Origin of the sequence: Nocardia aurantia, from assembly GCF_009604425.1 — a bacterium.
Taxonomy (GTDB): domain Bacteria; phylum Actinomycetota; class Actinomycetes; order Mycobacteriales; family Mycobacteriaceae; genus Nocardia; species Nocardia aurantia.
Genome location: NZ_WEGI01000002.1, coordinates 136,237 through 149,846, shown reverse-complemented (window position 1 = coordinate 149,846; position 13,610 = coordinate 136,237). Strand labels below are relative to the sequence as shown.

Below are 13,610 nucleotides of genomic sequence, written 5' to 3'. Positions count from 1 at the left end.
TCGCATCCTGTCCCACCGATCCGTACACATCTCGCACACCCTCCTGGAGGTCCTCCGATGCGCACTGCGATCAGCGAATTCGACACCGCCACCACCGATTCGGTCCCCGTCGCCGAACGGCGGCGGCCGGTGGCGACCAGGCCCCGATCGGCGGCCTACGCCTGTCTCGCCGGTGTGCAGCGCCCCGCGAGCCACCGGCCCGAGGCGGTCGCGGCGGAACCCGCGCGGATGGCGGGCCGTCCGCGCGGGCTCGACGCGGCGGCGCGGGTGGAGCGGGCCCAACTCGGTCTCGCGTCGCTCGCGGCGGCCGCGCTGCTCAGCGCCGCGGTGGTCGCGGGACTGATCGCGCTGGCGCAGATCCGCTCGGCCGACGCCAGTGCCACGCGCACCGCGCTGGTGCAGGTCGGCGAGGGCGAGTCGCTGGCCGATGTGGCGCAGCGGGTCGATCCGGAGGATCCGGCGCGCGAGGTGGTGCGCAAGATCGTGGACCTCAACGGTTTACGGGGCGCGGAGGTGGCGCCGGGGCGGACGCTGATCGTTCCCGTCCACGCGCGCTGACCGCGCCGCGCGGTTGTCGAGGTCCGGCGACGTGGCCGGAAACCTCGATCGCGGCGCCACGATCGGCGCGACGGGTGTGCACGCCCTCGGGGACGGTGGCCGATCGGCTCCGGCGCACACCCGTGCCGGTGGCCGCGCTGCCCTCGGATCTGCGGCTGCTCGGCCTCGAGGGGCCGCGGCTGACCGACGACGATCTGACCTGGTGCCGAATCCGGTTGATGGTGTTGCAGAAGCACACCTTCGCGGCCGGCGGTGCCGCGGGTTATCGCGACGCGCTCATGCGGATGACCGACCGCGAACAGAATCGGATCGTCGCCGATCAATGGGACGAGACCGCCGCCGGTCGGGGCGCGCTGGGCCGCGTGCTGACCTACGTCAGCACGCTGGCCGGTGAGGCGGCGGTGCCGACGTGCGGGCCCCCGGCGTCTTCGCGCCGATTACCCTCACCGTGGACGTCGACGGCCGCCCCGCCTCGCTGCGCACCGCGCTGCCGGATTTCGACTGGGCGGACCGGGACAGCCGCTGGCGCTACATCATCGGTGATCTGCTGCCGCGATACCTCGACCTCCGCGACGATCCGACCGCGGCCGGGCCGGTGCTCGCCGCACCGTTCCCCGACAAACTGGCCCGGGGGCGCATGCTGCCGCGGCTGCCCGAGCTGCTCGCCGATCTGACCGGTGGCTGGCGGTTTGCCTGGTGATTCGGGGCGGCCGGTCATGGGCCGGATACATTCGAGTATCCTGAAAACGCTGTGAAGCGATACGACCTGCTGGTGCGGTATACCCTATCGCTGGGTACAGAGCCCTGAACAATCGCTCGCCGAACGCGCTGCCGGATGGGGTGTGGTGGTGAGTTCCGCATCGACGAAGGATTTCGGATGCATTGCCCGTACTGCCGCAACCCCGACTCCAGGGTGGTGGACTCGCGTGAGGCCGAGGAAGGCTCGGCGATCAGGCGCCGCCGCTCGTGCCCGCAGTGCGGTCGCCGGTTCACCACGGTCGAGACCGCGATCCTGTCGGTGGTCAAACGCAGCGGCGTCACCGAACCGTTCAGCCGGGAGAAGGTCATTCGCGGCGTCCGGCGCGCGTGCCAGGGTCGCGAGGTCGACGACGACGCGCTGAACCTGCTGGCCCAGCAGGTCGAGGACGCGGTGCGCGCCAAGGGTTCTCCCGAGATACCCAGTCACGAGGTGGGTCTCGCGATCCTCGGCCCGCTGCGCGATCTCGACGAGGTCGCGTATCTCCGATTCGCCTCGGTCTACCGATCCTTCAGTTCCGCCGAGGATTTCGAGCGCGAGATCGCGGACCTGCGCCGCCACCGCGCCGAGCACTCGGTCGCCGCCGGCGCAGAATGACCGTCCCGGCGTGGCCCGCCGAGGCCACGCCGGTGCCGAATTCGCTCACCGCGCAGGACGACTCGCGGGTGTGGTGCGCACCGCGGCCACGGCCTTCTCGATTCGCTTGGCGGACACCGGATACGGCGTGCCCAGTTGCTGAGCGAACAGGCCCACGCGCAATTCCTCGATCATCCACCAGATTTCGGTGACATCCCGGCCGGTGCGACGCGCCTCGGGCAGCGCGTCGAGCAGGCGCTGGTAGACGTCCAGCGCGCGATCGAGTTCGGCCATGCCCTGGCGGTCGCGGTTCGCGGAGGAGGGCAGCGCGGCCAGCCGGGCCGTCGCCGCCTGCAGGTATCGCGGCAGCTCGCGCAGCCGGATGCTGCCGAACTCGCTGATGAAGCCGGGAAACACCAATTCGTCCAGTTGATGGCGGACATCGTCGGCGATCTCCCGATCGGTGGTACCGGTCAACGCCGCGCGCACCCGATGCGCCTCGGCCAGCACCGGAACCACCAGCCGCACCAAGCGCGCGACGGTGTCACCGAATTCCGGCCGGATCCGCTCCAGCAGCGCGCGGAACCGGTCGGGGCTGCGGACCGGGCCGCCGTGCGCGGCGATCAGTTCGTCGGCGGCGCACGCCCGGCAGTCCTCGATCAGCGCGTCCAGCGAACCGTACGGATTCTGGCTCAACGCCAGCCGATCCGCCGGGGACAGGCCCGCGGTGACGGCCCGCACCGAGGACGGCAGCTCCTTCAGCACCAGCGCGCGGGTGCCCGCGCGCATCGCGGCGGCCTGCCGGGCCGGGGAGGACAGCACCCGCACCGCCACACCCTCACCCTCGGGCACCAGTGCCGGGTAACCGGTGATGGTCTGACCACCCACCTCCCGGCGGACGGTCGACGGCAGAGTGCCCAGCGATTCCGAGGTCCACGCCGCCGCCGGCGCCCGCTCGGCCGCCTGCGTCGCGCGCGCCACCGACTTCGACACCTGGTCGGACAGGCGGGTTTTCAGCGCGGCGAGGCTCTTGTCCCGGTCGACCGGGGTGCCGTCGGGTGCGGTCGCGGCGAAGGTGACGCGCAGATGATCCGGCAGCCCGGCGGGGTCCAGATCGGCCGGTGTGATCGTCACCGCGCCGAGTTGCGAGAGTTCCCGGGCCAAACCGGTCCGCAGCGGCTCCGCCCGGGGCGCGAGCCGGGCCAGCGCCGCCCGCGCGAAGTCCGGGGCCGGAACCACGCTGCGCCGCAAGTGTTTAGGCAGTGTCTTGATCAGCGCGGCCGCCAGTTCCTCGCGCATCCCGGGGACCAGCCAGTCGAAGCCGACCGCGCGGATGTGCGCCAGCTGCGCCACCGGAACATGCACGGTGACACCGTCGTCGGCCTGACCCGGCTCGAACTGGTAGGTGAGCGGGAAGGTCAGCTCACCCTGCCGCCAACTGTCCGGGAACGCGGTCGGATCGAGCACCGCGGCGTTCTCGTTGACCACCGTCGACGCCGAGAAGTCGAGCAGCTCCGGCTCGTTGCGCTGGGCCTTGCGCCACCAACTGTCGAAGTGCCGCACCGATACGATGTCGGCCGGCAGCCGCCGGTCGTAGAACTCGAACAGCACCTGGTCGTCGACGAGGATGTCGCGGCGGCGCGCCCGGTTCTCCAGATCCGCGACGTCCTCCAGCAGATCCCGGTTGCGGTGGAAGAATTCGTGCCGGGTCTGCCACTCGCCCTGGACCAGGGCATGCCGGATGAACAGTTCGCGCGACAGCTCGGGATCGATCCGGCCGAAGTCGACGCGCCGCTGGGCCGCCAGGGCGATCCCGTACAGCGTCACACGCTCGTAGGCCATCGCGGCGCCGCGTTTCGCCGACCAATGTGGTTCGGAGTAGGTGCGTTTCACCAGATCACCGGCCAGCCGCTCGGCCCATTCCGGCTCGATCCGCCCCGCCATCCGGCCCCACAGCCGCGACGTCTCCACCAGCTCGGCGGCCATCACCCAGCGCGGCGGCTTCTTGGCCAGCGCGGACCCCGGGAAGATCATGAACTTCGCGCCGCGGGCGCCGAGGAACTCCCGGGTCTCGGCCTCCCGTAACCCGATGTGCGACAACATGCCTGCCAGCAGGGACTGGTGGATCGTCGCGACGTCCCATGGCAGGCCGTCGGAATCGCCACTCGCCGACAGGGTTTCGACGACCTGCGGACGTCCCGACGAATCGCGGCCCGCCGCTGTCCGGTCGCCCCGGCCGGGCTGCGGGCGCTCGGGCCGAGTGCCGCCACGGTCGGCGGCGTTCCGGCCACCGGTGGCGATACCGCCGTGACTGCCACCATCGCGAGTTCGGCCGCTGCGGTCGCCGGTTCGCCCGCCGCCGTCGCGGTTCGTGCCGCTACCACTGCCGTTCCGGCCGCTGCCACTGTCGTTCCGGCCGCTGCCACTGTCGTTGCGGCTGCCGCGGTTGTTCCGGCTGCCGCCGCTGTCGTGGGCCCGCCTGCTCGCGTTGTCCCGATCACCACTGTCGCCGGGCCGGTTGCTCCCTCGGCGCGCCCGCCTGTCGCCGTGGCCGGTGCGGCTGCCGAAGTCACCTGCATGCTCACCGTCGTCGCCGGTGCTGTTGCCGGAATCGCCGGAGGGCACAGCACTGTCGCCGGAATCACCCGGGGGCGGATCGCTGTCGCCGGTGCGGCCGCCGATACCGCCGCTCTGCTCGTCGCGGCCGATTCGGTTGTCGCGGTTGCCCGTCCGGCTGCGGGCAGGCACTCCGTCGGCACCACCGGTGTCGGCCGTCCAGCCGAGACCACGGGTGATGGTGCGCAGTTGGCCCTGGAGGTCCTGCCATTCCCGGATCCGCAGGTAGTGCAGGAACTCGTCCCGGCACATCCGGCGGAACTGGTTGGACGACAGCGCCTTCCGTTGCTCGGTGAGGTAGTCCCACAACCGCAGGTAGGCGAGGAAGTCCGAACCCTCGACCGTGAATCGGGCGTGTTTGGTGTCGGCGGCCTGCTGGAATTCGGCCGGACGCTCCCGGACGTCCTGGATCGACAGCGCCGTGACGATCACCAGCACCTCGGCCAGGCAGCCGTTGCCGTTGGCCGCCACCAGCATTCGCGCCATCCGGGGATCGACCGGCAACTGTGACATCTCCCGGCCCACCGGGGTCAGTACCAGGTCGGCGGCCTGTTCCCGGCCGCCGGACTCCGACTGGCCCAGGGCGCCCAGTTCCTCCAGCAGCCCGATGCCGTCGCGGATCGCGCGGCGATCCGGCGGCTCCACGAACGGGAAGTTCTCGATGTCGCCCAGGCCGAGCGCGGTCATCTGCAGGATCACCGCGGCGAGATTGGTGCGCAGGATCTCCGGTTCGGTGAACGCCGGGCGGGATTCGAAATCGTTCTCGGAGTACAGCCGGATGCAGATGCCGTCCGCGACTCGGCCGCAACGACCCGACCGCTGCCGGGCGGAGGCCTGGGAGATCGGCTCGATCGGCAGCCGTTGCACCTTGGTGCGCATCGAATATCGGGAGATACGAGCACTTCCCGGGTCGACGACGTAGCGGATGCCCGGCACGGTCAGCGAAGTCTCGGCCACGTTGGTGGCGAGCACCACCCGCCGGCCGGTGTGCGACTCGAACACCCGATGTTGTTCCGCGGCTGACAGTCTCGCGTACAGCGGCAGGATCTCGGTGCGCGGCAGCCGCAGATCCCGCAAGGCGTCCGCGGTGTCGCGGATCTCGCGTTCACCGGACAGGAACACCAGCACGTCGCCGTCGCCCTCGGCGAGCAGTTCGCGGACGGCGTCGCCGATGGCATCGACCGGATCGCGATCCACCACCCGGGGGTCGTCGTCCTCGTCGTCCTCGCTCCGAGCCGGAACCTCCAGCGCCAGTGGCCGATAGCGGAGCTCCACCGGGTAGGACCGGCCCGAGACCTCGACGATCGGGGCCGGTGTGCCGTCGGCGTCGGCGAAGTGCCGGGCGAACAGTTCGGGATCGATGGTCGCGGAGGTGATGATCACCTTCAGATCCGGCCGCTTCGGCAGCAACTGCTTCAGATACCCGAGCAGGAAGTCGATGTTGAGGCTGCGCTCGTGCGCCTCGTCGATGATGATCGTGTCGTAGCGGCGCAGCAGCCGGTCGCGCTGGATCTCGGCGAGCAGGATGCCGTCGGTCATCAGCTTCACCAGCGTCCGGTCGGACACCTGGTCGGTGAAGCGCACCGAGTAGCCGACCACCTCGCCGAGCTCGGTTCCCAGCTCCTCGGCGATGCGCTCGGCGACCGTGCGCGCCGCCAGCCGCCGGGGCTGGGTGTGGCCGATGACACCGCGGATGCCGCGGCCGAGCTCCAGGCAGATCTTGGGGATCTGGGTGGTCTTGCCGGATCCGGTCTCGCCGGCGATCACCACGACCTGATGCGCGGCGACGGCCGCGGCGATATCGTCGCGGCGCGCCGACACCGGCAGCTGTTCGGGGTAGCGGATCTCGGGCACGGCGGCACGCCGGGCCCGGATACGGCCCTCGGCGGCCGTGATCTCGGCCTCGAGATCGTCGAAATTGCCGCGGGCCTGATCGAGCCGCCGGCGCAACCGGGATTCGTCGCGGATCGAGAGATCGGCCAGGCGGGTGCGCAGCTCGCGGGGAATGGCGGCGGTCCTGGTCATTGCACTGTTCAGGGTAGCGAATCGGCGGACCCCGTGATCGGGGCGGTCCGACCGCCCGGTTACCGAACGGTTGCTATCGCGGCGAGAGGTTCCGTGCCGTCACGGTGGTATGTGACGCTTTTTCTCATGACCGCTGGCAAAGGAACCCCGATCTGGATTCGTGTCCTGCGAGTTGCCTCGATATTGCTGGGCATCGTGTCATTGATTCTCTCGCAGGCCCGGACGCTGGGCGATTCGCTCGCGTCCGCACTGCACCGCCTGACCGGGCACGCCCCGCACGAGCATCGCGAATCGGCCGCCTGATGACCTCACCGCGCGCTGTGCGATTGCTACTGGCCGTCGCGGGCGCCTTCGCGCTGATCCGCGCCACGCTCGGCCGCGCCGCCCCGGACCGCGGCCGCCCCGGCAGTCACCGCCGGAGCCCGAACCGGCGGAGCCTGAACCACCGGAGCCCGAATCGCCGGAGTCCGGACCGGCGGAGTCCGGGCCAGTGGAGTCCGGGCCAGCGGAGCCCGGACCGGCGGCCGAGCCGGACGCCGCTGCCGCCACTGGTCGTTTCTTTGGCGTCGGCGCCGGCCGAGGCCGAACCGGTCCTCGCGGCGCCCGAACCGCGCTCTTCGGCAACGGAAGTCGGGGCATCCCCGGCTACTTCCGACTCCGTCTCCGAGGGGTGGCCGGCGGCCGGACTCCACCCCGAACTCGGCTGGTCCGCGGCGCCGCCGGATACCCTGCCGGGCCCGCCACCGGAGGCCGACGCCGGCTGGCGGGTCGCGGGACTCGAATCCGCGCAGATCGACGCGGTGTGGCCGGTGGCGGGCGCCGCGCCGGAATCGCTCGCCGCCGAATTCGGACCGGCCGGAACGCACTGGTCGCCGACCGGATCACCGGCTGCCGACTCGCAGGTTCCGGACCTGTGGCCCGCGGCCGGTGTCGTGCCCGGCGTGCTCGAACCCGCGGTCGCGCCCGTCGACGCCGTCTGGCCGTCGATCGGCATATGGGCGGGCGATCTGGATGCCGAGCCCGCGGAGGCCTCGGCCTCCTCGCCCGAAGCGGAATTCGGATCGTTGCGAGGCACGGCGGCATCCGTCGACGCGGCCCCGGCCGAGGCGGTGTCCGGATCGGCTGCGGACCACGGTCGATCGACGCCCGAGGCGGTGTCCGGATCGGCTGCGGATGCTGGTCGGTCCTTGTCCGGGACAACGTTCGGATCGTCGGTGAACGGCGGCCGATCGGCGTTCGAGCCGTCGGCGGGCGCATCGTCCGGCGCTGATCAATCGGCTACGGGTGTGGCTGCGGCCGTTGCTGAGTCGATAGTCGGGCGGCTCGGAGGTGTGGCCGTCGATGCTCCGTCTGCCGCGGCTGGCGCGGTGTCGTGGCCGTTGTTCGTGGCGCCCACCGCCGACGGTGTCTCGGCCGCCGAGGCGGATTTCGGGGCGCTCGCCGGTGGCCCTGCATCGGGTGGAGCGTCCGGTTCTGTCGCCGGGACGGCGTTCCGAGGGTTCTCGGCGGTGGCCGGCGCGGGCGCGGTGTCCGGGCGGGTCGCGGATACGTGGGCCGGCGGTGGCACTCCGGTGGCTCCGGGGTCCGGTACGGCCCGATCCGATGGTGGCGATGCCGAGGTGATCGAGGTGTGGCCTGTGCCGGACTCGCCGGTGGGTTCGGTGGTACCGGTCCGGCGCGGTCCCGCCGACACCGCCGTGCTCGATGTCGTCGTGTGCGACGATCGGGAGATGAGCGGCGTCGGTCCGGCTCCCGCGTGGGTCCGGTTGCTGCGGGCCGGGTTCGCGGTCCTCGGGGTGATCGCACTGGCCTGGAGCGGGACGCATCTCGGGGGGCAGTCACCGGCGGATCACTACAGCTACTTCACGATCCAGTCCAACGTCATGGCGGTGCTGGTACTGCTGGCCGGTGGGTTGCTGGATCCGCAGGGGCGGGTGTGGCAGCAGGTGCGGGGTGCGGTGACGCTCTATCTGGTCATCACCGGCATCGTCTACGCGGTGCTGCTGGCACATCTGGAGAGCGGTGATCGCTATCCGTGGGTGAACGACGTGCTGCACCGGGCGATGCCCATCGTGCTGCTGCTGGACTGGGTGGTGGTCCCGGCGGCGCTGGGGCTGACCGCGCGGCTGGTGGCGATGTGGTTGCTGTACCCGGTCGGGTACGGCGGGTATTCGCTGGTGCGCGGGCTGCTGGTGGACTGGTATCCGTACCCGTTCCTCAATCCGGTCCAGCAGGGCTATCTGTCGATGTCATTGGGCCTGATCGTGCTGGTCGGCGTATTCTCGCTGCTGGCCGTCGCCGTCGTCGCCCTCGGTGACCTCGCCGTCCGATTGCATCGCCCGGCGCCGCGGTAGCCGTGGCCGCCGGCACGACGAGCCGCTATCCGGACAGCAGGAGGAGATCGATCGTGGGTGCGTTGTGGCACGGGTTCGCCGACATGGGTGTGGTGGAGCGGGACGGAGCCTTCGTGGTGGCCCGCGGTGAGGGCCCCTACATCTGGGACGAGGACGGCAACCGGTACCTGGACGCCACCGGCGGCCTGTGGTTCGCGAACGTCGGCCACGGTCGCCGGGAGATCGCCGACGCGGTCGCGGAGCAACTCGCGACGCTGGCGCACTACTCGAATTTCGGCGATCTCACCGCCGCGCCGACGGTCCAACTGGCGCAACGGCTCTCGGAGCTGGCGCCGGTGCCCGGTAGCAAGATCATGTTCACCTCCGGCGGCTCCGATTCCGTCGAGACCGCCGCCAAACTCGCCCGCCGGTACTGGGTGGAACAGGGGCGCCCAGAGAAGACCCTGCTGGTCGGGCGGCGGCTGGCCTACCACGGCATGCACGTCGCCGGGACCGCGCTGGCCGGTATTCCCGGCAATCACGACGGCTACGGCGAGCTGATGCCCGCCGCGCGGACGGTCGACTGGGACCGGGCCGCGGCGCTGTCCGAACTGATCGGCGAGGTGGGGGCCGATCGGATCGCGGCGTTCTTCTGCGAGCCGATCATCGGCGCCGGCGGCGTGTACCTGCCGCCGGAGGGCTATCTGACCGAGGTGCGGAAGTTGTGCCGGGACAACGACATCCTGTTCGTCGCGGACGAGGTGGTCACCGGATTCGGCCGCATCGGCGGTTCCTGGTTCGCCTCCACCCGCTTCGGCCTGGAGCCGGACCTGATGACCACCGCCAAGGGGCTGACCTCCGGATATGTGCCGATGGGCGCGGTGTTCGCGGCGCCGCGGGTGGCCGAGCCGTTCTTCGCCGGCGGGGTGTGGTTCCGGCACGGGTACACCTACGGCGGGCACGCCGGCGCCGCCGCCGCGGCACTGGCGAATCTCGACATCCTCGAGCGCGAGGATCTGCTCGACGCCAGCAAGAACCTGGAATCGCTTCTGCACGAACACTTCTCGCCGCTGGTGGAGCACCGCCGGGTCTCGGAGGTGCGCAGCGGCCTCGGCGCGGTGGCCGCGGTCCAGCTCGCCGACCCGTCCGAGGGCCCGGCCATGGTGAAGGCCCTGCGCGCCGAAGGTGTTTCGGGGCGCGCGGCCGGTCAGGGCGCCCTGCAGATCTCGCCGTCGTTCGTCGCGGGGGAGGAGGAGATCGCCGCGATGGCGGCCGCCTTCGCCCGCGCGCTCGGCTGAATCACAGCCCGGCGCTCCGTAGCTCGGCCCGGAATCCGCAACGGATTCCGGGCCGGGCGTGTGTGGCCGGGCGTGTGTGGCCGGGCGTGTGTGGCCGGGCGTGTGTGGCCGGGCGTGTGTGGCCGGGCGTGTGTGGCCGGGCGTGTGTGGCCGGGCGTGTGTGGCCGGGCGTGTGTGGCCGGGCGTGTGTGGCCGGGCGTGTGTGGCCGGGCGTGTGTGGCCGGGCGTGTGTGGCCGGGCGTGTGGGGCCGGGCGTGTGTGGCCGGGCGTGTGTGGCCGGGCGTGTGTGGCCGGGCGTGTGTGGCCGGGCGTGTGTGGTCGGGCGTGTGGCCGAGCGGTTGAGAGCCGAGCCGTTGAGAACCGAAGGGGTCTGTGGCCGATGGGTTGTCGGGCGGATTTTCGTGGCCTGCCGAGGGGTGTGTGCGTCACGGAGAGGCCGCGGTGGCCGGAGGGGCAGTGTTAGGGGCCTACTGGGGCGGTGGAAGCGCGCGTTCTTGTCGGGGGGTGGTGTCACCATGAAGGTCGTGGGCTGGGCTCGGCGGCCGGAAGGTGGTGGGGTGTGGGTGCTTTCGCGGGTGAATTCGAGTGGTTGCGGTGGGTTGTGGTGGCGGCGTTCGTGGTCACGGCGGGGATAGTGCTGGCGGGGTTGGCCGCGACGCCGTTGGGCGCGACGCCGTCGGGCGCGACGCCGTCGGGCGCGACGCCGTCGGGCGTGGGCCGTGTTGCGGATGGTTACCCGGCCGACGCCGTATCCGGTGCCGGACATGGTGTGGTGCACGGGGTTCCGTGGTCGCGCGATCACGCCTCGGATGCCGCGCATCTGCTGATGTGCCTGGTCATGTCGGCGATGCTGGTGTTCCCGGTCGCCGCGTCGGATGCCACGCGGACGGTGCTGACGGCCATGGTGGCGGTGTTCGCGCTGATGCTGGTGGGCCGGTTGCCGGAGGGGCGCGCGCGGGGGCCCGGGGCGGCGACGGTGTTCGGGTATCACCTGGTGGCCGCGGGGGCCATGTTGTACGCGATGTCCGGACATCATCACGGCCATCACGGCCCGGTGGCGCCGTTGCTCGTGCTGGCGGTGCTGTTCCTCGCCGACGCGGGGCTGATGGTGGTGCCGGGCACGAGAAGGCTGGTGCGGCATGTCATTCCGCATCCGGCCGGGCCGCTGGCGGCGGTGCCGCATCTGATGATGGACCTCGGCACCGCCTACATGCTGCTCACCGCCGCGGCGGGCTGAGCGCCCGGGTCAGATCACCACCGGATGGTCGGCGACCACCCGGCCGCCCAGTCGCACCCAGCCGTCGGAATCCCATTCGGTGAACAACTGCGAGCCGTCACCCTGGGTGATGAGGAGGCTGCGGCGCAGCTTCGAGGTGAGGGCGATGGCCGCCGCGCCGGTGGCCTCGTCCTCCTCGATTCCGAAGGCGGGTGCGAACATCCGGGAGCGGACGGCGCCACGGGTCTCGTCGGTCCAGGCCCAGACGTAGTGCTGCCCGGCCGGGAATCGGCCGGGTCCAGGGTGGACAGCAGGTCGAGGCTCTCGAACTGATGGAATTCGAAGGCCGGGGCCCAGTCGGCGCGGGCGCGGATCCAGATGATCCCGCCGTCGGGCGGCGACACCTCCACGGGACCGGCGGGCACCTCCAGCGTGTGCACAGGGGTGGCGCGCTCGAGCAGCCACCAGGCGGTGCCGACCGTCGGATGTCCGGCGAAGGGCAGCTCGACCTTGGGGGTGTAGATGCGCATCCGGGTGCGCTCGTCGACCGGCTCCTCGACGACCACGGTCTCGCTGTAGCCGGCGCGCGCCGCCAGCGCCTGATGATCCGCGTCGACGACATCGCCGGCCCGGACGATGCCGAGCGGATTACCGAACCGCCCGGCCGCGTCGGTGAAGACCCGGACGACCTCGACCTGTGTGCCATCGCTCTCGGGGATACCCATGGCTGTCGAGCGTACTGACAGCGACCGGTCGCTCGAGCATCCGGCGGGCCGGCTTCGCGGTTCGCTCGCGCGAGCGGGGGTGAAATGCGATGATGAGAGCGGTTTTCCACAAGGAGTTGGCATGAACGCGTCCGCAGTGAAACCGAATTCCCCTTCGAGCTCCGCACTGGACCTCGCCCTCGAACGGCGCCGCGCCCCGGAACGCGAGGACCACGCGGCCTACGCTCACACCTCCAACAGCCCGATCAAGCCGCCGCGACCACGTCGGTCGTGACGACCGGGCCGATGCCGGCCGATCTGCCGTGGCCGGGGTTCGCCTCCGGTCCGGCGCTGGTGCCCGGTCGCACGCAGCCGCTGCGCGAATTCATCCTGAAGGTTCGATCCCGCTGCAATCTGGACTGCGATTACTGTTACGTCTATCACCTGGCGGATCAGTCGTGGCGCAGCCAGCCGAGTCGCATGGAGCCGGAAGTCGTTGCGGCCGTGGTCGATCGGATCGCCGAGCATGCGCGGGCGCATCAACTGCCCGGGGTCACGGTCCGGCTGCACGGCGGTGAGCCGTTGCTCGGCGGCGCCGGCGATCCGATCCGGATCGTCGAGTCGCTGCGCGCGCGGCTGGGCCCGATACCGCTGACCGCGTCGGTCCAGACCAACGGCGTCCTGCTCACCGAGGCGGTGGCCGCGCGGCTGGTGGCCGCCGATATCGGCGTCGGGATCAGCCTGGACGGTGACCGTGCCGCCAACGATCTGCACCGCCGGTTCCGGGACGGCCGGTCCAGTTACGACGCGGTGACGGCCGCCGTCGCGCTGATGCGAAAACCGGAGTATCGCAGTCATTTCGGCGGCGTGCTATGCACCGTGCAGCTCGAGGCCGATCCGCTCGCCGCGTGGCACGGCCTGCTGGAACTCGGGGTGCCCGCCGTGGATTTCCTGCTGCCGCACGGCACCTGGGAGCACCCGCCGCCCGGACTGGTGCCCGGAGACAACCGGACACCGTACGCGGACTGGCTCCTCACCATCTTCGACGAATGGTTCGATGCCCCCGAACGTCGTTGTAGCGTCCGTATTTTCGAGGATCTGATGCATCTGGTGCTCGGCGGCACGGAGAGCTACGAATCGTTCGGCCTGAACCCCGTCGCACTCGTCGTCGTCGAGACCGACGGATCCTACGAGCAGGTCGACAGCATGAAGGCGGTGTCCGAGGGCGCGGCGGCCACCGGACTAGACGTTTTCCGGCACTCGCTCGACGAGGTGTCGCGGCTGCCCTCGTTCGTGGCCCGGCAGCTGGGGCGCGCGGCGCTCGCACCCACCTGTCTCGCCTGCGAGCATCATCGGATCTGCGGTGGCGGGCTGTATCCGCACCGGTATCGGCCGGGCACCGGATTCCGCAATCCCTCGGTCTACTGTGCCGACCTGTTCGCGCTCATCGGCCGGATCGAGGAGCGCGTCGAAGACGGACTCGCCCGGCGCGGTACGTCGCTGGCCGCAGTCCGGGATTGGTGACCG

At 71.1% G+C, this 13,610-nt stretch carries 9 protein-coding genes and 1 pseudogene; 8 read left to right on the top strand and 2 right to left on the bottom strand.

Going from position 1 to position 13,610, the window contains the following annotated elements; translation table 11 throughout:
* Window positions 1-57 precede the first annotated feature (57 nt).
* The 3 genes from NRB56_RS04075 (at window position 58) to nrdR (ending at window position 1,912) form a co-directional block, all read left to right on the top strand.
* On the top strand, window positions 58-558 hold the full coding sequence (locus NRB56_RS04075; protein WP_153339165.1) for a LysM peptidoglycan-binding domain-containing protein: 501 nt from the start codon (window positions 58-60) through the stop codon (window positions 556-558).
* Between the two features lie 409 nt (window positions 559-967).
* A complete protein-coding gene (locus NRB56_RS38210) occupies window positions 968-1,258 on the top strand; it encodes a hypothetical protein (RefSeq protein WP_194290718.1) in 291 nt (96 codons plus the stop codon).
* A 177-nt stretch (window positions 1,259-1,435) separates the two neighbouring features.
* Window positions 1,436-1,912, top strand: coding sequence for a transcriptional regulator NrdR (gene nrdR / locus NRB56_RS04065; RefSeq protein ID WP_153339164.1), 477 nt, complete (start codon window positions 1,436-1,438; stop codon window positions 1,910-1,912).
* 45 nt (window positions 1,913-1,957) lie between these two features.
* Here nrdR and hrpA read toward each other — a convergent pair whose 3' ends face one another.
* Window positions 1,958-6,532, bottom strand: coding sequence for an ATP-dependent RNA helicase HrpA (gene hrpA, locus NRB56_RS04060; RefSeq protein WP_153339163.1), 4,575 nt, complete (start codon window positions 6,530-6,532; stop codon window positions 1,958-1,960).
* Window positions 6,533-6,658: 126 nt separating this feature from the next.
* Between hrpA and NRB56_RS04055 the strand changes: the two genes are divergently transcribed.
* The 4 genes from NRB56_RS04055 to NRB56_RS40025 all read left to right on the top strand — a co-directional run bounded on the left by NRB56_RS04055 (window position 6,659) and on the right by NRB56_RS40025 (window position 11,400).
* A complete protein-coding gene (locus NRB56_RS04055; RefSeq protein WP_153339162.1) occupies window positions 6,659-6,835 on the top strand; it encodes a hypothetical protein in 177 nt (58 codons plus the stop codon).
* Window positions 6,836-7,899: 1,064 nt separating this feature from the next.
* Entirely contained in the window at window positions 7,900-8,886 is a 987-nt protein-coding gene (locus tag NRB56_RS40030; protein ID WP_319942529.1) for a Pr6Pr family membrane protein, read from the top strand.
* Between the two features lie 83 nt (window positions 8,887-8,969).
* Complete coding sequence (locus tag NRB56_RS04045) at window positions 8,970-10,163, top strand: aminotransferase family protein (RefSeq protein ID WP_153339533.1); 1,194 nt, start codon at window positions 8,970-8,972, stop codon at window positions 10,161-10,163.
* 559 nt (window positions 10,164-10,722) lie between these two features.
* On the top strand, window positions 10,723-11,400 hold the full coding sequence (locus NRB56_RS40025) for a DUF5134 domain-containing protein (RefSeq protein ID WP_153339161.1): 678 nt from the start codon (window positions 10,723-10,725) through the stop codon (window positions 11,398-11,400).
* Between the two features lie 9 nt (window positions 11,401-11,409).
* On the opposite strand, the pseudogene NRB56_RS04035 reads toward NRB56_RS40025, so the two are convergent.
* Window positions 11,410-12,104: pseudogene (locus NRB56_RS04035) on the bottom strand (PhzF family phenazine biosynthesis protein).
* Window positions 12,105-12,374: 270 nt separating this feature from the next.
* On the opposite strand from NRB56_RS04035, the gene NRB56_RS04030 reads away from it, so the two are divergent.
* Window positions 12,375-13,607 carry an FxsB family cyclophane-forming radical SAM/SPASM peptide maturase gene (locus NRB56_RS04030; RefSeq protein WP_153339160.1) on the top strand — a complete coding sequence of 411 codons (1,233 nt, stop codon included), beginning with the start codon at window positions 12,375-12,377 and terminating at the stop codon, window positions 13,605-13,607.
* Window positions 13,608-13,610 lie beyond the last annotated feature (3 nt).